Origin of the sequence: Stenotrophomonas sp. 1337 (assembly GCF_031455455.1) — a bacterium.
Taxonomy (GTDB): domain Bacteria; phylum Pseudomonadota; class Gammaproteobacteria; order Xanthomonadales; family Xanthomonadaceae; genus Stenotrophomonas; species Stenotrophomonas indicatrix.
This window is the reverse complement of record NZ_JAVDSR010000012.1, coordinates 61395-83951: the sequence shown is the minus strand read 5'-3', so window position 1 is coordinate 83951 and position 22557 is coordinate 61395. Positions and strand designations below refer to the sequence as shown.

Annotated in this window: 22 protein-coding genes; 16 read left to right on the top strand and 6 right to left on the bottom strand. The window is 65.9% G+C overall.

Translation table 11 applies throughout. From position 1 onward, the window contains the following. Positions 1–102 precede the first annotated feature (102 nt). Positions 103–705, bottom strand: coding sequence for a hypothetical protein (locus tag J2X70_RS16250; RefSeq protein WP_032976576.1), 603 nt, complete (start codon positions 703–705; stop codon positions 103–105). A gap of 81 nt (positions 706–786) precedes the next feature. On the opposite strand from J2X70_RS16250, the gene J2X70_RS16245 reads away from it, so the two are divergent. Both J2X70_RS16245 and J2X70_RS16240 read left to right on the top strand, forming a co-directional pair. Beyond that, complete coding sequence (locus J2X70_RS16245; RefSeq protein ID WP_025877388.1) at positions 787–1758, top strand: YafY family protein; 972 nt, start codon at positions 787–789, stop codon at positions 1756–1758. Positions 1759–1784: 26 nt separating this feature from the next. Next, a complete protein-coding gene (locus J2X70_RS16240; RefSeq protein ID WP_059065208.1) occupies positions 1785–2579 on the top strand; it encodes a MetQ/NlpA family ABC transporter substrate-binding protein in 795 nt (264 codons plus the stop codon). A gap of 86 nt (positions 2580–2665) precedes the next feature. On the opposite strand, the gene glpK is transcribed toward J2X70_RS16240, so the two are convergent. The 3 genes from glpK to J2X70_RS16225 all read right to left on the bottom strand — a co-directional run bounded on the left by glpK (position 2666) and on the right by J2X70_RS16225 (position 6469). Continuing rightward, positions 2666–4165: a glycerol kinase GlpK gene (glpK, locus tag J2X70_RS16235; protein ID WP_088101921.1), complete on the bottom strand. Its 1500-nt coding sequence runs from the start codon at positions 4163–4165 to the stop codon at positions 2666–2668. Positions 4166–4228: 63 nt separating this feature from the next. Next, a complete protein-coding gene (gene glpD, locus J2X70_RS16230; RefSeq protein WP_309911216.1) occupies positions 4229–5713 on the bottom strand; it encodes a glycerol-3-phosphate dehydrogenase in 1485 nt (494 codons plus the stop codon). Between the two features lie 120 nt (positions 5714–5833). Continuing rightward, positions 5834–6469, bottom strand: coding sequence for an OmpW family outer membrane protein (locus tag J2X70_RS16225; RefSeq protein ID WP_309911213.1), 636 nt, complete (start codon positions 6467–6469; stop codon positions 5834–5836). A gap of 186 nt (positions 6470–6655) precedes the next feature. Between J2X70_RS16225 and J2X70_RS16220 the strand changes: the two genes are divergently transcribed. From J2X70_RS16220 to lpdA, 3 genes are all read left to right on the top strand, one after another. After that, on the top strand, positions 6656–7225 hold the full coding sequence (locus J2X70_RS16220; protein WP_025877378.1) for a DNA-deoxyinosine glycosylase: 570 nt from the start codon (positions 6656–6658) through the stop codon (positions 7223–7225). Positions 7226–7338: 113 nt separating this feature from the next. Next, positions 7339–9069 (top strand): dihydrolipoyllysine-residue acetyltransferase, encoded by a 1731-nt coding sequence (gene aceF / locus J2X70_RS16215; RefSeq protein ID WP_309911211.1) that lies wholly within the window; start codon positions 7339–7341, stop codon positions 9067–9069. Between the two features lie 107 nt (positions 9070–9176). Then, entirely contained in the window at positions 9177–10985 is a 1809-nt protein-coding gene (gene lpdA / locus J2X70_RS16210) for a dihydrolipoyl dehydrogenase (protein WP_180831950.1), read from the top strand. A 463-nt stretch (positions 10986–11448) separates the two neighbouring features. On the opposite strand, the gene J2X70_RS16205 is transcribed toward lpdA, so the two are convergent. Next, complete coding sequence (locus J2X70_RS16205) at positions 11449–12267, bottom strand: hypothetical protein (RefSeq protein ID WP_025877373.1); 819 nt, start codon at positions 12265–12267, stop codon at positions 11449–11451. A gap of 496 nt (positions 12268–12763) precedes the next feature. Between J2X70_RS16205 and J2X70_RS16200 the strand changes: the two genes are divergently transcribed. From J2X70_RS16200 to J2X70_RS16160, 9 genes are all read left to right on the top strand, one after another. Continuing rightward, entirely contained in the window at positions 12764–13096 is a 333-nt protein-coding gene (locus J2X70_RS16200) for a hypothetical protein (protein WP_032952006.1), read from the top strand. A 31-nt stretch (positions 13097–13127) separates the two neighbouring features. Beyond that, positions 13128–13916: a F0F1 ATP synthase subunit A gene (gene atpB, locus J2X70_RS16195; RefSeq protein WP_025877369.1), complete on the top strand. Its 789-nt coding sequence runs from the start codon at positions 13128–13130 to the stop codon at positions 13914–13916. A gap of 64 nt (positions 13917–13980) precedes the next feature. Then, the gene (gene atpE / locus J2X70_RS16190; protein ID WP_025877367.1) at positions 13981–14283 is read left to right on the top strand and encodes a F0F1 ATP synthase subunit C; all 303 of its coding nucleotides are present in this window, start codon (positions 13981–13983) and stop codon (positions 14281–14283) included. Between the two features lie 114 nt (positions 14284–14397). Beyond that, the gene (locus J2X70_RS16185) at positions 14398–14868 is read left to right on the top strand and encodes a F0F1 ATP synthase subunit B (protein WP_025877365.1); all 471 of its coding nucleotides are present in this window, start codon (positions 14398–14400) and stop codon (positions 14866–14868) included. 2 nt (positions 14869–14870) lie between these two features. Next, positions 14871–15398, top strand: coding sequence for a F0F1 ATP synthase subunit delta (locus J2X70_RS16180; RefSeq protein WP_025877363.1), 528 nt, complete (start codon positions 14871–14873; stop codon positions 15396–15398). A 44-nt stretch (positions 15399–15442) separates the two neighbouring features. Further along, positions 15443–16990, top strand: coding sequence for a F0F1 ATP synthase subunit alpha (atpA, locus tag J2X70_RS16175; RefSeq protein ID WP_025877361.1), 1548 nt, complete (start codon positions 15443–15445; stop codon positions 16988–16990). A gap of 95 nt (positions 16991–17085) precedes the next feature. Then, on the top strand, positions 17086–17949 hold the full coding sequence (atpG, locus tag J2X70_RS16170; RefSeq protein ID WP_025877359.1) for a F0F1 ATP synthase subunit gamma: 864 nt from the start codon (positions 17086–17088) through the stop codon (positions 17947–17949). A gap of 38 nt (positions 17950–17987) precedes the next feature. Beyond that, entirely contained in the window at positions 17988–19394 is a 1407-nt protein-coding gene (gene atpD / locus J2X70_RS16165) for a F0F1 ATP synthase subunit beta (protein ID WP_025877357.1), read from the top strand. Positions 19395–19506: 112 nt separating this feature from the next. Further along, the gene (locus tag J2X70_RS16160; RefSeq protein ID WP_025877355.1) at positions 19507–19929 is read left to right on the top strand and encodes a F0F1 ATP synthase subunit epsilon; all 423 of its coding nucleotides are present in this window, start codon (positions 19507–19509) and stop codon (positions 19927–19929) included. 77 nt (positions 19930–20006) lie between these two features. Here the strand turns inward: J2X70_RS16160 and J2X70_RS16155 are convergent, their stop codons facing one another. Beyond that, positions 20007–20390: a GtrA family protein gene (locus J2X70_RS16155; RefSeq protein ID WP_100436938.1), complete on the bottom strand. Its 384-nt coding sequence runs from the start codon at positions 20388–20390 to the stop codon at positions 20007–20009. A gap of 79 nt (positions 20391–20469) precedes the next feature. On the opposite strand from J2X70_RS16155, the gene glmU reads away from it, so the two are divergent. Then, positions 20470–21837, top strand: a complete 1368-nt coding sequence (gene glmU / locus J2X70_RS16150; protein ID WP_032976569.1) for a bifunctional UDP-N-acetylglucosamine diphosphorylase/glucosamine-1-phosphate N-acetyltransferase GlmU — start codon at positions 20470–20472, stop codon at positions 21835–21837. After that, a complete protein-coding gene (locus J2X70_RS16145) occupies positions 21806–22339 on the top strand; it encodes a GNAT family N-acetyltransferase (RefSeq protein WP_309911202.1) in 534 nt (177 codons plus the stop codon). Before glmU ends, J2X70_RS16145 begins: the two co-directional genes overlap by 32 nt. The last annotated feature ends 218 nt before the right edge of the window (positions 22340–22557 follow it).

The window sequence follows — 22557 nt, the reverse complement described above, 5'->3', positions numbered from 1 at the left end:
CTTCTCCGAAGCGGTTGGCAGCCGGTGATGATACTGGAAGCGTGATGACCGTCCGAATCGCCCGTCCCGCCTGCTTCAGCAGGCGTTGTCGGCAAGGCCCATTCAGGGCAGGTCGACCTGCAGGGCAGGATCGTTGAAGCGCGAGTACCGCAGCCGCAGCTGGAAGGGCTTGCCGTTGTTGTGGCCGCTGCGCACGATCTGCCGCGGCAGGCCCTGCGCATCCACCCAGTACTCCAGGCGCTCACCGGCCGTGGCGCCACGCAGGCGGTAGTGGCGGGTGCTGACGCCGTCCAGCGTCTGCTCGCCCAGGTCTTCGGCCTGCAGGGCCTGTGCAGGGATATCGGCGGGCAGCGGGCTGCGCCATTGCTCCAGCAGCCCCGGCGGGGTCGGCACCTGGCGGATCGCATCGTCGGCCTGCAGGAACATGGTGTCGCCGATGATCACCTGTGGTCCGGCAGGGGTCTGCACGCGGAACCGGTCCGGGGCGACGAAGTCCATCGCGGTACGCACCGGCTGCTGCGCGCCCAGCACCTCCAGCTCGGCATGGAAGCTGCGCAGGGCGGCAAAGCGCTGGCTGGCAGACAGCACCGCCTGCGCCGGATCGGCAGCGGGGACGGGCGTCGCAGCGTCGGTGGGCGCCGGTGCGCGGTCGCAGGCGGCCAGCAGCAGGCAGGCCAGCAGGGGCAGGACAGACAACCGGCGCATCGGGCGCTCCACGGGGCAGGGGGCGCCCACGATAGCCCAATCGTCCGCCACAACGCCCGAGACTCGGACATAATCGGGGGCATGGACCGATACGAACGCATCACCGCCCTGCATCGTCTGCTCAAGTCCGCACGCTATCCGGTGACGGTGGCGACCCTGCAGGACAAGCTCGGTTGCTCCCGGGCCACCGTCTACCGCGACCTGGCGTTCCTGCGCGATGCGCTGATGGCGCCGATCGAGGGCGATGGCGAGGCCGGCTTCCGCTACCTGGCCGACGAGAGCGACCGCTTCGAGCTGCCCGGCCTGTGGCTGAGCTCGGAGGAGCTGCACGCCCTGCTGGCCTCGCAGCACCTGCTGGCCCGTACCGGCGGCGGCGTGCTGTCTTCGGTGCTGGCGCCGCTGCAGCAGCGCATCGAGAGCCTGCTGGCCGCCCAGGCCGGTGTTTCCAGCTGGCCGGTGGATCGGGTGCGGGTGATTCCGCACCGTGGCCGCAAGTTCGATGAAGCCAGCTTCCGTTCGGTGGCCTCGGCGGTGCTGGAGCGCAAGCAGCTGGGCTTTGAGTACCGCGCCCGCTCGACCGACGAAGCGACCAAGCGCACCGTATCGCCGCAACGGCTGACCCATTACCGCGACAACTGGTACCTGGACGGCTGGGACCATGATCGCGAGGCCCTGCGCAGCTTCGCGGTGGACCGCATCTACAAGGCGCGGGTGATCGACAGCACCGCCCGCGATGTCGCCGACAGCGAACTGGACGAGCAGCTCGGCGCCAGCTACGGCATCTTCTCCGGTGCGCCCAAGGGCTGGGCAACCATCCTGTTCAGTGCCAAGGCCGCGCGCTGGGTGGCCGACGAGCACTGGCACTCCAAGCAGCAGGGACGCTTCCTCGCTGATGGCCGCTACGAACTGAAAGTACCCTACAGCGTGTCGCGCGAACTGTTGATGGACGTGTTGCATTACGGGTCCGATGCCGAGATCGTCGAGCCGATGATGCTGCGCGAGCAGGCCAAGGCACTGCTGGAACTGGCCCTGACCAACTACGAAAAATCCTGATACCTCCCCCGAGATCGATTGCGCCCATGAAGAAGACCCTGTTGCTGCCCCTGTTCGCCGCTGCGCTGGCCCTGACCGCCTGCGGCAAGTCCGGTGAGCCTTCGCAGAAGCTGGTGGTGGCCGCCACCGCCGTGCCGCACGCCGAGATCCTGGAAGTGGTCAAGCCGATCCTCAAGCAGGAAGGCGTGGAGCTGGACGTGCGCGTGTTCAACGACTACGTGCAGCCCAACGACCAGCTGGTGCAGAAGCAGGTGGATGCCAACTACTTCCAGACCGAACCGTACCTGGACGCCTACAACCGTGATCGCAAGACCGACCTGACCAAGGTGGTGGGCGTGCACATCGAGCCGTTCGGTGCCTACTCGCGCAAGATCAAGTCGCTGGCCGAACTGCGTGAAGGGGCCGATGTGGTGATCCCCAACGACCCCAGCAACAACAGCCGCGCGCTGATCCTGCTGCACAAGGCCGGCGTGATCGAGCTGAAGGACCCGACCAATGCGCTGGCCACCCAGCGCGACATCGTGTCCAACCCGAAGAACCTGAAGTTCCGCGAGCTGGACTCGGCGATGCTGCCGCGCGTGCTCGACCAGGTCGATCTGGCCCTGATCAACACCAACTATGCGCTGGATGCCGGCCTCAACCCGACCAAGGACGCGCTGGCGATCGAGAGCAAGGACTCGCCGTACGTGAACTTCCTGGTCGCCCGCCCGGACAACAAGGACGACGCCCGCGTGCAGAAGCTGGCCAAGGCGCTGACCGGCCCGCAGGTGAAGGCCTTCATCGAGACCCAGTACAAGGGCGCGGTGCTGCCGGCGTTCTGACTCTGGGGTAGTGCCGGCCGCTGGCCGGCAACCCAGCAGGTGTACCCGAAGATCACGGTGTTGCCGGCCAGCGGCCGGCACTACCGTCAGTCGACATGGAAGGCGAGGGTGGCGGCCACGGCCTGCTGCCACCCGGCGTAGAGTTTCTCGCGCCGGGCCACCGCCATCTGCGGTTCGAAGCGGCGATCCAGCCCCCACTGTGCCGCGATCTGTTCGCGGCTCTCCCAGAAGCCGACCGCCAGCCCGGCCAGGTAGGCCGCACCCAGCGCGGTGGTCTCGGTCACCCGCGGTCGCAGCAGGGGGACGCCGAGGATGTCGGCCTGGAAGCTGGCAAGGAAGTCGTTGCCGATCGCGCCGCCATCGGCGCGTAGTTCACTGAGCGAGATGCCCGCATCGGACTGCATCGCATCCAGAACGTCGCGGGTCTGGTAGGCCATCGCCTCCAGCGCTGCGCGCACGAAGTGGGCCTTGCCGGTGCCACGGGTCAGGCCGAACATCGCACCGCGCACGTCGCTGCGCCAGTACGGTGCACCCAGGCCGACGAAGGCCGGCACCAGGTACACCCCCGCGCTGTCCGGCACCTGTGCGGCCAAGGCCTGGCTGTCAGCAGCGCGATCGATCATGCGCAGCCCATCGCGCAGCCACTGCACCACCGAGCCGGCGATGAAGATCGACCCCTCCAGCGCGTACTCCACCTTTCCCTCCAGGCCCCAGGCAATGGTGGTCAGCAGGCCATTGCGCGAGCGCACGGCCTGCGTGCCGGTGTGCATCAGCATGAAGCAGCCGGTGCCATAGGTGTTCTTGACCATGCCTGGCTGGAAGCAGGCCTGGCCGAATAGCGCGGCCTGCTGGTCACCGGCGATGCCGGCAATCGGGATCGGATGGTCGAAGAAGAACTGCGGGCGCGTGTGCGCGTACACCGAACTGGAATCGCGCACCTGCGGCAGCATCGCACGCGGAATGTCCAGCAGGGCCAGCAGGTCCTCGTCCCATTCCAAGGTGTGGATGTTGAACAGCAGCGTACGTGCGGCGTTGCTGTAGTCGGTCACGTGCGCCTGGCCGCCGCTGAGATTCCACACCAGCCAGCTGTCGATGGTGCCGAACAGCAGCTCGCCACGTTCGGCCCGCTGCTGCGCGCCTTCCACGTGGTCGAGGATCCAGCGGATCTTGGTGGCCGAGAAATAGGCATCGATCAGCAGGCCGGTACGCTCGCGGATCAGCGCTTCGTGGCCGTCAGACTTCAGCCGCTCGCAGATCGCCTGGCTCTGCCGCGACTGCCAGACGATGGCGTTGTGGATCGGCTGGCCGCTGGCACGGTCCCAGACCACGGTGGTTTCGCGCTGGTTGGTGATGCCCAGTGCGGCGATGTGGCGGGGATCGATCTGTTCGCGGCTGAGCAGTTCGGTGATCGTGGCATAGACGCTTGTCAGGATCTCGCGCGGGTCATGCTCGACCCAGCCCGGCTGTGGAAACAACTGGGCAAACTCGCGCTGCGCGCTGCCGACGATGTCGCCGGCGCGATCGAACAGGATCGCGCGCGAACTGGTGGTTCCCTGGTCGATGGCCAGCACGTAGCGGGGCGTCATGCAGCGTCTCCGGTGGCGATGTTGGGATCGTAATGCATCGGTGGCGCCGGGCCGCGCGCGGCATTACCGGCGACGTGAATCCATCCAGGCCTGCAGCCGTGCCGCCTGTGTCGCGTCCATCTGCAGCCCCAGCTTGCTCCGCCGCCACAGTACATCCTCGGCGCTGCGGGCCCACTCGTGGTCGCACAGGAACGCCACCTCGCGTGCGTGCAGGCCCACGCCAAAGTCTTCGCCCAGATCGAACAGGCTGCGTGCGCCGTGCAGCAGATCGATGCTGCGACTGCCATAGGCGCTGGCCCAGCGCCGCAGCGTGGCCTCCGGCAACCAGGGGGCCTGGTGCCGAAGCTGTTCCCGTGCCTGCCCGGCATCGCCCCAGTCGCTGCCGGGCAGTGGCTCGCCTGCCGCCGTCCAGGCGGGGCGGGCGTGCGGCAGATAGGGGCGCAGCAGGTCCAGTGCCTCCTCGGCCAGTACCCGGTACGTGGTCAGCTTGCCGCCCAGCACGTGCAGCGCAGGCGCACCTTCGGCGTCCAGTTGCAGGCGATAGTCACGGCTCAGTTTCGCCGCGCGCGGGTCCGGGTCGGCCAGCAACGGGCGCACGCCGGCAAACTGCCAGACCACCTCGGCAGGTGCGACCGGATCGCGCAGGTAGCCGTTGGCAGCGCTGCACAGGTAGTCCACTTCCGCGGGCAGCACACTGCAGCGTGCGGGGTCGCCGCGATAGTCGGTGTCGGTGGTGCCGATGAGCAGATGGTCGTGGAAGGGCAGCAGGAACACCACGCGGCCGTCGGGCTGCTGCAGCAGGCAGGCGCGGTCGTTCGGCCAGGCGCGGCGCAGCACGATGTGGCTGCCCTGGACCAGGCGCAGCGCAGGTCCGCCGCTGCGGGCGTGCATGCGCTCCAGCAGACCGCCGGCCCAGGGGCCTGCGGCGTTGACCACCGCCTGTGCCTGCACGGTCTGCTGATGGCCTGCGGCGTTTTCCAGTACGGCGTGCCAGCGTCCGTGCCCGCGTTGCAGGTCCACGCAGCGCGTGCCGGTCAGGATGCATGCACCCCGCTGCGCAGCATCGAGCGCGTTGAGGAGGACCAGCCGCGCATCATCCACCTGCGCGTCGGCGTAGCTGAAGGCGTGCTGCAGCTGTGGCGACAGCAGCGCGCCGAGTGGATCGGCGTGCAGGTCCACGGCGCGCGACGCGGGGAAGGCGGGACTGCGCCGGCCCAGATGGTCGTACAGCCAGAGCCCGAGCCGCAGCATCCAGCGCGGGCGCAGGTGCGGCTGCCACGGAAGCACGAAGCACAGCGGCCGCACCAGGAACGGCGCCTGCCGACGCACCACTTCGCGCTCGCCCAGCGCCTTGCGCACCAGGCCGAACTCGCCCTGTTCCAGGTAGCGCAGGCCGCCATGGATCAGCTTGCTGCTGGCGCTGGAGGTGTGTGCTGCCAGGTCGTGCTGTTCGCACAGCAGCACCTTCAGGCCGCGGCCGCTGGCATCACGGGCGATACCGGCGCCGTTGATGCCACCGCCGATCACCAGCAGGTCGACCTCGTGCATCGCGCCTCCGCATCCCGTCTGTGTAGATCCGACTGTCAGTCGACTCTACAGAACCCGGGTGACGGAAACGACGACGGGCCCCGAAGGGCCCGTCGCGGTACAACAATGACGCAGAAGCGCTTAGAAGCGGGCGCCGATGCCGAAGCCGACGGTCCACGGATCCATCTTCGCTTCGCCGATCTTCTCGCCGCCGACCTTCACGTCCGGACGCGAGCGCATGTAGCGGGCGTCGGCACGGGCGAACCAGGTGGAGTTGATGTTCATGTCCACACCGACGGTGCCGATCACGCCCTTGGCGTCCTTCAGGCGGATGTCGGAGTCGCTGCCGTCGGCCAGGGTTTCATTGCTGAAGGCCGACTGGAAATAGCCCACGCCCACGAACGGACGGAACACGTTGTCAGCCTGGCCGAAGTGGTACTGGCCGCTCAGCGCGACCGGCTGCTGCTCGACGCTGCCGAGGCGGGCATTGCCCGGGCCCTTCACCTTGTGGTCGAACTTGTCTGCAGCGCCCCACAGTTCAACGGCCCAGTTGTCGTTGATGTAGTAGCTGAAGCTGACGGTCGGTGCCGGGCCGCCATCGACCTTCTTGATGCCGTCAATCGGGTCATTCTTCGACTGCAGCAGCGAGACGCCGCCAACCACGGCAAAATGCTTGCCCGAGGCGGTATCGGTGGTGCTGCTGTCCTGCGCGAAGGCAGCCGGTGCAAACGCGGCAGAGGTCAGCAGGGCGAGGCTCAGGATACGGATGGAGCGCATGGGGGAATCTCCTAATGTTTCTTGTTTTGGGCCCCCGGTTGCGGGGCGAGCACACCGTAGTCGCCCCAACATGAATCGAATCCGACGCGCGTTAAAAATTAGTTCGCACTGTTCAGCGAACAGCGCGAAATCCCTGTTTCCATGCGGTTTCTGCCCTCCTGGAATATTCATGCAGTTGGAGAAGATGTGAGCGCTGCAACGTTGTGCATCGGCCTGCCTGCGCAGGTGAACGCGGATTGCCGGGTGTTGCTGCTGGGTTCAATGCCCGGTATCGCTTCGTTGCAGGCACAGCATTACTACGCGCACCCGCGCAATCGTTTCTGGCCCTTGCTCGGCGATCTGTGCGGCTTCGACCCGGCAATGCCGTACGCGCAGCGACTGCAGGCGCTGGCAGCCAATGGTGTCGGCCTCTGGGATGTGATCGGCCGCTGCGAACGACGCGGAAGCCTGGATGCGGACATCGTGCGTGGCACGGAAGTGGCCAATGCACTTCCCGCACTGATCGCCGCACTGCCTGACCTGCAGCTGATCGGCTGCAACGGTGGCGCGGCCATGCAGGCCTTCCAGCGCTGGGTGCAGCCGCAGCTGGCCACGTCGGCCAAGGTGCTGGCGCTGCCGTCCACCAGTCCGGCCAACGCAGCGTGGTCCTTGCCGCGCCTGCGCCAGGCCTGGCAGCCGGTGGCCGTCGCACTGGCGACATCAAGCGGACATCGGCAGGACAATACGCTACCGACTGGAAGCGCCGGCGGGCCATGAGCAACAGCGTGTCCCGGCTGCGTGCGTACTGAAAACACCTGTAACGGTTGGCGCTGGCTCCCGCTGGCCGCACAATAGACGTTTCCCTACACCAGATTGCCGGAGTTCTCCCCATGGCCGAAATCAAGGAAGCACGTGTCCCCGATATCGGTGACTACAGCGATATCCCGGTAATCGAGGTGCTTGTTGCCGTCGGCGATACGGTGAAGAAGGACCAGGGCCTGGTCACGCTGGAAAGCGATAAAGCGACCATGGAGGTGCCGTCCTCGGTGGCCGGCGTGGTCAAGGAAATCAAGGTCAAGCTGGGCGATAGCCTGTCCGAAGGCAAGGTCGTGGCACTGATCGAAGTGGCCGACGGCGAGGCTGCCCAGCCGGCCGCTGCCGCTGCACCCGCCGCTGCACCCGCACCGGCCAAGGCCGCTGCTCCGGCCGCTGCCACCCAGGCCGCTCCCGCTCCGGCCGCTGCTGCCGCCCCCGCTGCCAGCGGTGGCGCGGTGGAAGCCCTGGTGCCGGATATCGGCGATTACAGCGGCATTCCGGTCATCGAAGTGCTGGTCGCCGTGGGCGATACGGTGAAGAAGGACCAGGGCCTGGTCACGCTGGAAAGCGACAAGGCCACCATGGAAGTGCCGTCGTCGGTCGCCGGCGTGGTCAAGGAGATCAAGGTCAAGGTCGGCGACAACCTGTCGCAGGGCAACGTGGTCGCCATCATCGAAGCCGAAGGCGCTGCCGCCCCGGCCCCGGGCAAGGCTGCCGCCGCTGCTGCCCCGACCGCCGCCGAGACCGCTACCAAGGTCGAGCCGGTCGCCGTGCCGGCCCAGCCGGACAAGCTGGCCGCCCGCGAGATCGCCAGCGCCCCCTCGGCCGGCGCGCCGACCAGCCCGCCGGTACAGTTCAACGCCGATGGCGTGCTGCCGGCCAAGGTGCCCTACGCATCGCCGGTGGTGCGCGTGTTCGCCCGTGAGCTCGGTGTCGACCTGCTGCAGGTCAGTGGCAGCGAGAAGGGCGGCCGCATCACCAAGGCCGACGTGCAGAAGTTCGTCAAGGCCGCGCTCAGCGGCGGCGCTCCGGCAGCTGCCGGTGGCACCGTGGCTGCCGGCGGTGGCCTCAACCTGCTGCCGTGGCCGAAGGTTGATTTCAGCAAGTTCGGCGACGTTGAAGTGCAGCCGCTGTCGCGCATCAAGAAGATCTCCGGTGCGAACCTGGCCCGCAACTGGGCGATGATCCCGCACGTCACCCAGTTCGAGCAGGCCGACATCACCGACCTGGAAGGCCTGCGCGTGGCGCTGAACAAGGAGAACGAGAAGGCCGGCATCAAGCTGACCATGCTCGCCTTCCTGATCAAGGCCAGCGCCGCGGCGCTGAAGAAGTTCCCGGAGTTCAACGCTTCGCTGGATGCCAGCGGCGAGAACCTGACCCTGAAGAAGTACTTCAACATCGGTTTCGCTGCCGATACCCCGAACGGCCTGGTCGTCCCGGTCATCCGCGACGTCGACAAGAAGGGCGTGGTGCAGATCGCGCAGGAAACCGGCGAGCTGGCCAAGAAGGCGCGTGACGGCAAGCTGGGCCCGGCCGACATGAGCGGGGGTTGCTTCTCGATCAGCTCGCTGGGCGGCATCGGCGGCACCGCGTTCACCCCGATCGTCAATGCGCCGGAAGTGGCCATCCTCGGCGTCTCCAAGTCGTCCATCCAGCCGGTCTGGAATGGCAAGGAGTTCGCACCGAAGCTGATGCTGCCGCTGTCGCTGAGCTACGACCACCGCGTCATCGATGGCGCCCTGGCCGCACGCTTCACCACGTACCTCTCGCAGGTGCTGGCCGACATGCGCCGCGTGCTGCTGTAAGGCGCCGCTTCGCCCCCACCGTGCGGCCGCTGCCCCTGGCGCGGCCGCCTGTCGAAACGCAGTGACAGCCCGCCGGCCACGCCGGTCGGGCACGAGGAAAACCCACCATGGCCACGATTGAAATCAAGGTTCCCGACATCGGCGATTACAGCGATGTGCCGGTGATCGAAGTGCTGGTCGCCGTTGGCGATACGGTGAAGAAAGACCAGGGTCTGGTGACCCTGGAGTCTGACAAGGCGACCCTGGAAGTGCCGTCCTCGGCAGCCGGCGTGGTCAAGGAAATCAAGGTCAAGCTGGGCGACACGCTGTCCGAAGGCGCGGTCGTCGTGCTGCTGGAGACCGAAGGCGCCGCTGAAGCGCCGGCCAAGGCCGCTGCGCCGGCCCCAGCGGCCGCCGCCCCGGCCAGCAAGCCGCCGGTGACGCCGTCGCACCGCGCCCCCGCCGAGCCTGCAGCACCGAAGCCGGCGCTGGCCAGTGGCAAGGCCGCCGACATCGAATGCGAAATGGTCGTGCTGGGCTCGGGCCCGGGCGGCTACACCGCCGCCTTCCGCGCCGCCGACGTCGGCCTGGATACGGTGCTGGTCGAGCGCTACGCCAGCCTCGGCGGCGTCTGCCTCAACGTGGGCTGCATCCCGTCCAAGGCACTGCTGCACGCCGCTGCGGTGATCGACGAAGTCGCCCATGCCGGTGATTTCGGCGTCGAGTTCGGCAAGCCGACCATCACCCTGGACAAGCTGCGCCAGTACAAGGAAAAGGTCGTCAACCAGCTGACCAAGGGCCTGGCCGGCATGGCCAAGCAGCGCAAGGTCCGCAATGTGCAGGGCGTTGGTAAGTTCGTGTCGGCCAACGAGCTGCTGATCACCGCTGAAGACGGCAGCACCCAGTTGCTGCGCTTCCAGAAGTGCATCATCGCCGCCGGTTCGCAGGCGGTGAAGCTGCCGAACTTCCCGTGGGACGACAAGCGCGTGATGGACTCCACCGACGCACTGGAACTGGCCGAAGTGCCGGGTTCGCTGCTGGTCGTCGGTGGTGGCATCATCGGCCTGGAAATGGCCACCGTGTATGGCGCGCTGGGCAGCAAGGTCACCGTGGTCGAGTTCATGGACCAGCTGATGCCCGGCGCTGACAAGGACCTGGTCAAGCCGCTGGCCGACCGCCTGAAGAAGCAGGGCATTGACGTGCACCTGAAGACCAAGGCCTCCGGCGTGACCGCCGATGCCAAGGGCATCACCGTGACCTTCGAAGCCGCCGAGGAAGGCCAGGCGCCGGCATTGGCGCAGGGCACCTTCGACCGCGTGCTGGTGGCCGTGGGTCGTTCGCCGAACGGCAAGAAGATCGATGCTGAAAAGGCCGGCGTGCAGGTGACCGATCGTGGCTTCATTCCGGTCGACCGGCAGATGCGCACCAACGTGCCGCACATCTTTGCCATCGGCGACATCGTCGGCAACCCGATGCTGGCCCACAAGGCCACGCACGAGGGCAAGCTGGCGGCCGAAGTGGCTGCCGGGCACAAGAAGGAGTGGGTCGCGCGGGTGATTCCGTCGGTGGCCTACACCAACCCGGAAATCGCCTGGGTTGGCGTCACCGAGACCGAAGCCAAGGCCAAGGGCTTGAAGGTTGGCGTGGCCAAGTTCCCGTGGGCCGCCAGCGGCCGCGCGATCGGCATCGGTCGCACCGAGGGCTTCACCAAGCTGATCTTCGACGAGGACAGCCACCGCATCATCGGCGGCGCGATCGTCGGCGTGCACGCCGGTGACCTGCTGGCCGAGATCGGCCTGGCGATCGAGATGGGTGCCGAGGCCGAGGACATCGGCCACACCATCCATGCGCATCCGACGCTGAGCGAGTCGGTGGCGATGGCCTCGGAAATCTACGACGGCACGATCACCGATCTGTATCTTCCTAAAAAGAAGTAGCACCGGGCCATGCCCGGCGAATCGGAAAACCCGGCGCAAGCCGGGTTTTTTGTTGGTCGTCTGCGCGAGTCTTCGATCATTCTCACTGCGAGCGTTCGGGCCGCTGCGCGGGCGGCAGGCGTTTCGACAAATGTCCCCCGTCGCCCGCCTTCGGCGGTCGCCTCCTCCTTTACTTTGTCGAAATGCCTGCCGCCCGCGCAGCGGCTCGGCTTGCGGAAGGCGGAGCCACAACCACCGCAGCGGCTGCCTGGATGCCTGACACGCGGAGGGAGAGGGGGCTGGGTGCGAAGTAAAGGAGGAGGTGACGGCCGCAGGCCGGCGCCGGGGGACATTCGCACCCCGCCCCCTCTCCCTCAAGCGCTCGACCAACCCGCTTCTGCTCGACGATGCAAAGAAAAAACGCGGCCCCCGATGTTCCGGAGGCCGCGCCAGGAGAGAGAGTTCTGTGGAAGGGGAGCAGGGTTTAGAAGGTGACGCTGATACCCGCCACCGGGCCCTTGAATTCCTGCTTCAGGCCGATGGTGCCGTCGCTGCCCTTCTTGTCCGCATCCAGCTTGAACCAGTCGTAGCCGGCGAATACGCCGAAGTTCTGGGTGAAGCGGTAATCGACGATCGCGTTGGCGCGGCTGAGGTCACCCTTGTAGTCGTCGAAGCTGCCCCAGCGCGTGTTGAGGTACTGGCCCTGCAGGGTGATCATCCACTTTTCGGACGGGGTGAAGCTCAGGCGTGCACCGACCACCGGCGCCACACCGTCGGTCTTCTCGTCCAGGAACTGGCCTTCATACACCGTGCCCAGGTCGGCGTAGCCCTTGGTGCTGACCTTGGCGTATTCGGCACCCAGCTGCAGGCCGAGGTCGAACTTCTCGGTGTCCACCACCGAGTAGTCATACACCAGGCTGGCCACCTGGTACTTCAGCTCCGCCTTGACGAAGCTGTCGGCCGGCACGTTGACGTTGCCGAAGGAAATGTCCTGGCCAAGCGTCTCGCGGCGGTCCTTGTCGTACTTGAAGTAGTTGAACAGCAGGCGCTGGCGGTTGCTGATGCGGAACATGCCGTCGATGCGCGGCTCCCATTCCTTGCCGCCCAGCTTGAAGTCCTCGGAGAAGCCGATGTCCTGGCCGGCGACATTGGTGTTGCCGCGCAGGGTGTTGTCCGAGTCGATGTTCATCGCACCCAGGCGCAGGGCGAAGCGGTCATCGCCTTCGGCGGCATGGGCGGAGGAGGCGAACGACGCGCCGGCGGCGAGAAGCGAGAGGGCGAGCAGGGTGGGGACGGAGCGCATCGAAAGAGTCCTTGCAGTGGTTCATCGGAATGAAGGCCACTTTGCCGGACGTCGCTGTCCACCATTCGTGAAGGTATGGTCCACGCGATGTGGACGGTTCAGCGCTGTCAGCGCCCTGCGAAAAGATGGCCCCGGAGCGGCGCTTCGGGGCCATCATGGGGACCTGCAGGCGAAGCGTCGACGAGGTAGCTGCAGGCAGGTCGGAAGATGGGACCACGGCCGTCGGCGGAAAGTTCCGCCGCCTGCGACCAAAGTTCAATGCGTTGCACCGCAACATCGCGCAGATGGCATTGTCCCCGTGGTGGGCTGCAAAACCGCAGCCCTTACCGCAACTTGCGCTGTTCCGATATGAACAGGCAGCGGTTGTCTCGCAAATTGTCCCATTGCTATAATTTGGCGGCTCGATGAGGCCCCCCTGCTGTAGTCGCCTCAGCCATCCACTTGTAACCACGCGGGACGTCCTGTGCTGAACTCCGTAGAAACGGGTCGGCGACTGATGCTGCGCGCCGCGGTCTACCCGCTGGCCGCGGTGGCTGTCCTGGCTCTGGCCTTCCTGCTGGTGGGGCCGAAGTATGCCCTTGGTGCCCTGGCATCCGGTGTGGCGGTTTCGGCCGGTGGTTGGGTGGCGGCACGGATGGCGCTGGGTGGTGGTGCGCTGGGGGCCGGTTCGGCCATGGCACGCCTGATCGTTGCGATCGTGGCCAAGTGGGCGCTCGTTTTTGGTGTCCTGATGGTGGGGTTCCTGGTCTTCAAGCTGCCTGCACTGGCGCTGTTGGCCGGTATCGCCGTCGGGCTGATGTTCCAGGTCCTGGCCATGGCCAGGCGCTAATCGAATTCATTTAACTTAAGGTTCCGGACACATGGCAGGCGAGGCGCTTACACCCACCTCCTACATCCAGCATCACCTGCACAATCTGACGGCAGGTCATGGCACCCCGTGGGCGATCCACGTGGACACGCTGGTAACCTCGCTGCTGATGGGCCTGGTGATGGTCGTCGCCTTCTGGATGGCGACCCGCAAGGCCACCTCCGGCGTGCCGGGCAAGTGGCAGGCATTCGTCGAGATCTGCCTGGAGTTCGTTGACCGCCAGGCCAAGGACACCTATCACGGCACCAGCAAGCTGGTGACCCCGATCGCGATCACGATCTTCTTCTGGATCCTCCTGATGAACCTCATCAAGATGATCCCGGCCGACTTCATCGCCAAGCCGCTTGAACTGATGGGCGTGCCGTACTGGAAGCCGGTCCCCACCGCCGACGTCAATGCCACCCTGGGCATGTCGATCAGCGTGTTCTTCCTGATGCTGTTCTTCGCGTTGCGCGCCAAGGGTATTGGTGGTTTCACCAAGGAATTCCTGACCGCACCGTTCGGCAAGTGGATGATGCCGTTCAACCTGATCCTGAACATCGTCGAGTGGCTGAGCAAGCCGATTTCGCTGGCGATGCGACTGTTCGGCAACATGTTCGGCGGTGAAATCGTGTTCCTGCTGATCTGGGTGCTGGGCGGTGCAGGTATCGCCGGCATGTTTGCAGGCGCGTTCGCCGGCTTCGGCTGGATGCTGTTCCACCTGCTGGTGATCCCGCTGCAGGCCTTCATCTTCATGATGCTGTCCATCGTGTACCTGAGCCTGTCGGAAGACGCTCACTGAGTTTCGCTTCACCCTTCATCCGTTTGTTTCTAAACCCTTAGCAATCAAGTTCCTGGAGAAAACCATGTACTTCGCCGTCCTGACCAATCTCGCCCAAGTTCAGAGCTCCACCGTCCTCGCCGTCGGCATCATGATCGGCCTGGCCGCGCTGGGCGCCGGTCTGGGTCTGGCCATCATGGCCGGTAAGTTCCTGGAGTCGGCCGCGCGCCAGCCGGAACTGATCCCGGTCCTGCAGGTCCGCATGTTCATCACCGCCGGCCTGATCGACGCCGCCTTCATCATCTCGGTCGCCGTGGGCCTGCTGTTCGCCTTCGCCAACCCGCTGGTCGGCGAGTTCGTCTCGCGCCTGCCGGCAATCGCTGGCTGATCCAGCGAAAGTGAAACGACCGGGCGCCGCAGGCGCCTGGTCGCGGATGAAGGTTCGGAGGCGCCGCCCGTGTGGCGGCGCATCCATCCCGTCACAACCGACTGAGCGAACCCCATGGATATCGGTTTTACCCTCATCGCCCAGGCCCTGGCCTTTGCCGCCCTGATCTGGCTCATCGCGACCAAGATCTGGCCGCCGCTGATGAACGCGATCGAAGAGCGCCAGCAGAAGATCGCTGAAGGCCTCGCTGCTGCCGACCGCAGCCAGAAAGATCTGGCCCAGGCGCAGGACAAGGTCAATGAAGCGCTGAAGGAAGCCCGCACCAAGGCCAACGAGATCATCGACCAGGCCCACGCGCGTGCCAACCAGATCGTCGACGCGGCCCGCAACGAAGCTGTTGCCGAAGCCACCCGTCAGAAGGACCTGGCCCAGGCCGAAATCGACGCCGCCGCCAACCGTGCCCGTGAAGATCTGCGCAAGCAGGTGTCCGCGCTGGCCGTGACCGGTGCCGAAAAGCTGCTCAAGCGCGAAATCGACGCCAACGCCCACAAGGCGCTGCTCGACGAGCTGGCCTCGGAGATTTAAGGATGAGCCAGGCCCTCACGCTTGCCCGCCCGTACGCCCGCGCCGCCTTCGCGACCGCGCGTGACGAAGGCGCGTTCGCGCCGTGGTCGGACGCTTTGGCGTTCTCCGCCCACGTCGCCGCCGACCCGCGCGTGGCGGCCCTGCTCGCCAACCCGGAGCTGGGTCGCGATGACGCCATCGCCCTGCTGGCGCCGGAGTCCCGCGGCGAGACCTACTCGCGCTTCCTGGCTGTGCTTGCCGAGTCGCATCGTCTGCCGCTGCTGCCGGAGATCGCCGGCATGTTCGACGCCCTGCGCGCCGAGGCCGAGCACGTGGTCAAGGCCACGGTGACCTCCGCGGCCGAGCTGTCGGTTGCCGAGCTGGACGCGATCAAGGCCGCGCTGCGCAAGCGCTTCAACCGCGAGGTCGAAGTGGCCACCGCGGTCGACGCCTCGCTGATCGGCGGCGCTGTGATCGACGCCGGCGACGTGGTCATCGATGGTTCGCTGAAGGGCAAGCTGGCCCGTCTGCAGACCGCGCTCGCTAACTGAATTCATTTAACGTCCGGCCCCGCTGCCGGCACTAGGACTTGACGATGGCAACCACGCTCAACCCCTCCGAAATCAGCGAACTGATCAAGAACCGCATCGAGAAGGTCAAGCTGGCCGCGGAATCGCGCAACGAAGGCACCGTGACCAGCGTGTCCGACGGCATCGTGCGCATCTTCGGTCTGGCCGACGTGATGCAGGGCGAAATGATCGAACTGCCGAACAACACCTTTGCCCTGGCCCTGAACCTGGAGCGCGACTCGGTCGGCGCCGTGGTCCTGGGTGGCTACGAGAACGTGCGCGAAGGTGACGTCGCCAAGACCACCGGCCGCATCCTGGAAGTGCCGGTCGGTCCGGAACTGCTGGGCCGCGTCGTCAACGCGCTCGGCGAGCCGATCGACGGCAAGGGCCCGCTGGCCACCCAGCTGACCGCTCCGGTGGAGCGCGTTGCTCCGGGCGTGATCTGGCGCAAGTCGGTCGACCAGCCGGTGCAGACCGGTTACAAGTCGGTCGACTCGATGATCCCGATCGGCCGTGGCCAGCGCGAGCTGGTCATCGGTGACCGCCAGACCGGCAAGACCGCACTGGCCATCGATGCGGTGATCAACCAGAAGGGCACCGGCATCAAGTGCGTGTACGTAGCGATCGGCCAGAAGGCTTCGACCGTTGCCAACATCGTGCGCAAGCTGGAAGAGAACGGCGCCCTGGCTCACACCATCGTGGTGGCTGCCACCGCGTCCGAATCGGCCGCGATGCAGTACATCAGCGCCTACTCGGGCTGCACCATGGGCGAGTACTTCATGGACCGCGGCGAAGACGCGCTGATCGTGTACGACGATCTGTCCAAGCAGGCCGTGGCCTACCGCCAGATCTCGCTGCTGCTGAAGCGCCCGCCGGGCCGTGAAGCCTACCCGGGTGACGTGTTCTACCTGCACTCCCGTCTGCTCGAGCGCGCTGCCCGCGTGTCCGAAGAGTACGTCGAGAAGTTCACCAACGGTGCGGTGACCGGCAAGACCGGTTCGCTGACCGCGCTGCCGATCATCGAGACCCAGGCGGGCGACGTTTCCGCGTTCGTTCCGACCAACGTGATCTCGATCACCGACGGCCAGATCTTCCTGGAAACCGATCTGTTCAACGCCGGCATCCGCCCGGCCGTGAACGCCGGTATCTCGGTGTCGCGCGTCGGTGGTTCGGCGCAGACCAAGATCATCAAGAAGCTGTCCGGCGGCATCCGTATCTCGCTGGCCCAGTACCGCGAGCTGGCTGCGTTCGCGCAGTTCGCCTCGGACCTGGACGAAGCCACCCGCAAGCAGCTTGAGCGCGGCCAGCGCGTCACCGAGCTGATGAAGCAGAAGCAGTACGCGCCGATGTCGATCGCCAACCAGGCGCTGTCGATCTACGCCGTCAACGAGGGTTACCTCGACGACGTGCCGGTCAGCAAGCTGCTGGCGTTCGAAGAAGGCCTGCACGCGCATTTCGCCAACACCCAGGGCGAACTGATCGGCAAGGTCAACGCCACCGGCGGTTGGGACAACGACATCGAAGGTGCCTTCAAGAAGGGCATCGTCGAGTTCAAGACCACCGGCAGCTGGTAATCGAGGTCCTGTAGAGCGGAGCGATGCTCCGCTGGACCAGACGATCAAACGGTTGAACAACGCGGGGCCCCGGCCCCGCGCCACGGGAATAAAAGATGGCAAGCGGACGCGAAATCAAAACCAAGATCAAGAGCGTGCAGAACACCCGCAAGGTGACGCGCGCCTTGGAAATGGTCTCGGCCTCCAAGATCCGCAAGGCGCAGGATCGGATGAAGACCTCGCGTCCGTACGCGCAGGCGATGAAGCAGGTGATCGGCCACCTGGCGCAGGCCAGCACCGACTACCAGCATCCGTTCCTGGTCGAGCGTGAGCAGGTCAAGCGGGTCGGTTTCATCGTGATCTCCTCCGATCGCGGTCTGGCCGGCGGCCTCAACAACAACCTGTTCCGCAGGATGCTTGGCGAAGCCAAGGCCTGGCAGGACAAGGGCGCCGAAGTGGACCTGGTGACCATCGGCCAGAAGGCATCGACCTTCTTCCGCCGGGTCAAGGTGAACATGGTCGGCACGGTGACCCACATCGGCGACACGCCGAAGCTGGAATCGCTGATCGGTGTGATCAAGGTCATGCTCGACGCCTTCACCGAAGGCAAGGTCGACCGCGTGTACCTGGTCTACAACCGCTTCGTCAACACGATGACGCAGAAGGCCAGCTTCGATCAGCTGCTGCCGCTGCCGGCCGCTGAGAAGCAGGTTGCGCACCACGACTGGGACTACCTGTACGAACCCGATGCCGCGACCGTGCTCGAGCACGTGATGACGCGTTACATCGAGTCGCTGGTGTACCAGGCGCTGCTGGAAAACGTCGCTTCCGAGCATGCCGCGCGCATGGTGGCGATGAAGTCGGCCAGTGACAACGCCAACAAGCTGATCGGAACCCTGCAGCTGGTCTACAACAAGGCCCGCCAGGCAGCGATCACCCAGGAAATCTCCGAAATCGTCGGCGGCGCGGCAGCAGTCTGACCGCGTTCGTTAAAAGCACACATTTAGAGGATGCAGCAATGAGTCAGGGCAAGATCGTTCAGATCATCGGCGCCGTCGTCGACGTCGAATTCCCCCGCGAGTCGGTGCCGAAGGTGTACCACGCGCTGAAGGTGGACAACACCGAAATCACCCTGGAAGTGCAGCAGCAGCTCGGTGACGGCGTGGTCCGCTGCATCGCGCTGGGCTCCACCGATGGCCTGAAGCGCAACCTGGTGGCCACCAACACCGGCCGCGGCATCTCCGTGCCGGTCGGCGCTGGCACCCTGGGCCGCATCATGGACGTGCTCGGCCGCCCGATCGACGAAGCCGGTCCGGTCGCCTCCAGCGACACCTGGGAAATCCACCGCGCTGCTCCGTCGTATGAAGACCAGTCCCCGGCCACCGAGCTGCTGGAAACCGGCATCAAGGTCATCGACCTGATGTGCCCGTTCGCCAAGGGCGGCAAGGTCGGCCTGTTCGGCGGCGCCGGCGTCGGCAAGACCGTCAACATGATGGAACTGATCAACAACATCGCCAAGGCGCACAGCGGTCTGTCCGTGTTCGCCGGCGTGGGTGAGCGTACCCGTGAGGGCAACGACTTCTACCACGAGATGAAGGACTCCAACGTCCTGGACAAGGTCGCGATGGTGTACGGCCAGATGAACGAGCCGCCGGGCAACCGTCTGCGCGTCGCCCTGACCGGCCTGACCATGGCCGAGTACTTCCGCGACGAGAAGGACGAGAACGGCAAGGGCAAGGACGTGCTGCTGTTCGTCGACAACATCTACCGCTACACCCTGGCCGGTACCGAAGTGTCGGCACTGCTGGGTCGTATGCCGTCGGCAGTGGGTTACCAGCCGACCCTGGCCGAGGAAATGGGCGTCCTGCAGGAGCGCATCACCTCGACCAAGAATGGTTCGATCACCTCGATCCAGGCCGTCTACGTGCCGGCCGATGACTTGACCGATCCGTCGCCGGCGACCACCTTCGCCCACCTTGACTCGACCGTGACCCTGTCGCGTTCGATCGCTTCGCTGGGTATCTACCCGGCGGTCGATCCGCTGGACTCCACCAGCCGCCAGATGGACCCGCTGGTCATCGGCCACGAGCACTACGACACCGCCCAGCGCGTCCAGCAGACCCTGCAGAAGTACAAGGAACTGAAGGACATCATCGCCATCCTGGGCATGGACGAACTGTCCGAAGAAGACAAGCAGGCCGTGTCGCGCGCCCGCAAGATCGAGCGCTTCTTCAGCCAGCCGTTCCACGTGGCCGAAGTGTTCACCGGCTCGCCGGGCAAGTACGTGTCGCTGAAGGACACCATCCGTGGCTTCAAGGCCATCGTCGATGGCGAGTACGACCACCTGCCGGAGCAGGCGTTCTACATGGTCGGCAGCATCGAAGAAGCGGTCGAGAAGGCCAAGAAGATGGCCGAGAAGGCCTGATGCGGCGGGGACGGGCACACGCCCGTCCCGACCGTGACACGGGGTGGGCCTGCGCCCACCGCTGCGGAATCCCTGCGGTGGGTTCGACCCGCCCCCTAGCGAAGAGAGTTACATGAGCACCATCCGTTGCGACATCGTCAGCGCCGAGCAGGAAATCTTCCGTGGCGAAGCGACCCTGGTCGTGGCCACCGGTGAGCTGGGCGAACTGGGCATCGCGCCCAAGCACGCACCGCTGATCACCCGCCTGAAGCCGGGCAAGGTGGTAGTGACCACGCCGAGCGGCGAGCAGCTGGATTTCGCCATTTCCGGCGGCATCCTGGAAGTGCAGCCGCAGGTGGTGACCGTGCTGGCCGACACCGCGATCCGCGCACAGGACATCGACGAAGCCTCGGTCCGCAAGGCCAAGGAAGAAGCCGAACGTATCTTGGCCAACCGCGGCGAAGCGATGGAAGTGGCTGAAGCCCAGCAGAAGCTGGCAGAGGCCGTTGTCCAGCTGCAGGCGCTTGAGCGCCTGCGCAAGACCCTCAAGCACTGAGGTCCAGCGCCATCAAGCAGGAACGCCGGCCATGTGCCGGCGTTTTTGTATGTGTCGACAACGCAGCGGAAACGCCGTTACCGGTACACGACATGGCGCAGCAGCAGGAAAGACACCACCGCCAGGCCCGCTTCCACCAGCGGCTTTGCCAGCCAGGCGTACCGCAGGCCCAGCGCATGGTCGGCGGCGGCCACCAGCAGCGTGCTGGCCATGGTCAGCAGCAGCCACAGCGGTAGGAATCGTGCGAAGCGGCGCCAGCCCAGGCGCTGCCCGTTGGCGTCGGCGAAGGTGATGCGTCCATTGAGCCAGAAACCCAGCAGCATGCCGGCCACGCGTCCGCAGACGTTGCCGGGCGCAGCCGGCATGCCGGCCGCCGTCGCCAGCACGAACACCGCCCAGTCCAGCAGCAACTGCAGCAGGCCGATGACGAGATAGGAACGGCCTTGGCGGAGCAGGCTCATGGTGCCGGGGTCATGATGGGGGCTCCATGTTAACGGCCTCCGTTCTAGAATCACCGCCATCGAATCGTGGACCGCCCGCATGACCCAACCCCTGCACGTGATCATCCTCGCCGCTGGCGCCGGCAAGCGCATGAAGTCGGTGCTGCCCAAGGTACTGCAGCCGATTGCCGGGCAGCCGATGCTGGCGCATGTGATCGCCACGGCGCGGGAACTGCAGCCGGCCGCCATCCACGTGGTGTACGGCCACGGCGGGGATCAGGTGCGGAGCTACTTCGCTGACCAGCCGGACCTGTTGTGGGCGGAACAAGCGCAGCAGCTGGGTACCGGTCACGCCGTTGCCCAGGCCATGCCGGAGGTGCCCGACGCCGCCCAGGTGCTGGTGCTGTACGGCGATGTGCCGTTGATCCGTGCGCAGACCCTGCGCGACCTGCTGGCCCAGCCGGGCCGGCTGGCCGTGCTGGTGGCCGATGTCGACGATCCCACCGGCTATGGTCGCGTGCTGCGCGACGCCGAAGGCAAGGTCGGGGCGATCGTCGAGCAGAAGGACGCCGATGACGAACAGCGCCGGGTGCGCATCATCAACACCGGCATCATCACTGCCGAATCGACGGCGCTGCGCCGCTGGCTGTCGCAGCTGTCAAACAGCAACGCGCAGGGCGAGTACTACCTGACCGATGTATTCGCCTTTGCCGCCCGCGAGTTCACTCCGGCGGAGATGGCCCTGGTGGCCGATGCGCAGGACGCCGAAGGCGCGAACGATCCGTGGCAGCTCTCGCAGCTGGAACGGGCCTGGCAACGGCGCGCGGTGCGCGCGCTGTGCATCCAGGGCGCGCGCGTGCGCGATCCGGCGCGGGTGGATATCCGGGGTGAGGTGGTCGTCGGCAGCGATGTGATGATCGATGTCGATGTGATCCTTGAAGGCAAGGTGGTGCTCGGCGATGGCGTGACCATCGGCCCGTTCACCCGGCTGAAGGACGTCACTCTCGGCGCGGGCACCGAAGTGCGTGCGCACTGCGATGTGGAAGGCGTGATCAGCGAGGGGGCGGCCCAGATCGGCCCGTTCGCGCGCCTGCGCCCGGGCACCGTGCTGGCTGATGGCGTGCACGTGGGCAACTTCGTGGAAACCAAGAAGGTCACCCTGGGAGTGGGCAGCAAGGCCAACCACCTCACCTATCTGGGCGACGCGGTGATTGGCAGCAAGGTCAACATCGGCGCGGGCACCATCACCTGCAACTACGACGGCGTGAACAAGTCGACCACCACCATCGGCGACAACGCTTTCATCGGCTCCAACAGTTCGCTGGTGGCGCCGGTGCTGATCGGTGAAGGCGCGACGATTGCTGCCGGTTCGGTCATCACCCGCACTGCGCCGGACGGCAAGCTGACCGTAGCCCGTGCGCGCCAGGAAACCATCGATGGCTGGCAGCGCCCCATCAAGAAAAGCTGAGCCGAGGCCACCGCGCGTCGATGAACTGAGTGCGCTGCCCCGCATCGAACAGCGTGCGGGTGAACTGCTGCGCGGGCACGAGGCGTACCCGGTGTTCGCCGGCCATGGACTGGACCTTCCCACGTTGCAGGCCGGACTGCGGCGTGGCCTGTTGTGGATCATCGAAGGCGCCGATGGCGGCATCGCCGGCTATCTGCTGGGCGGTACGCTCGACGGCGATTTCCATGTGCTGCAGATGGATGTGGATCCCAATCATGCTCGCCGTGGCTACGGACGGGCGTTGCTGCAGCATGCACTCGCCGAGGCCAAGGTGCTTGGCTATCCGGCGGCGGTGCTGACCACGTTGTCCGATGTACCGTGGAATGCGGCGTTCTATGCCAGCGAAGGATTCACCCTGCTGCCGGAGCCAGAGTGGAGCGCGGGCCTGCGAGGGGTGATGGCCGAGGAAGCCGCGTTGGGATTCCCGATGCACCTGCGGGTGGCGCTGCGACGGGTGCTTTAGTTTTGCTTCCCCTGTTGATTGCTGAAGGTTGATCACGGTTCATGGGTGTCACTTTTCTTTTCGCGCGAAAAGAAAAGTAACCAAAAGAAACGCGCCGCCAGTCCGCGAGCCGTCGTGCTGCGCACGCCGGTACCCTGCGCTCCTCGGTCCGTCGAGGGACGGCGCGGGAACTCGCTGCGCTCAGACACCCGCGCCTCTTCGCCCTCGCCGGCCCTGCG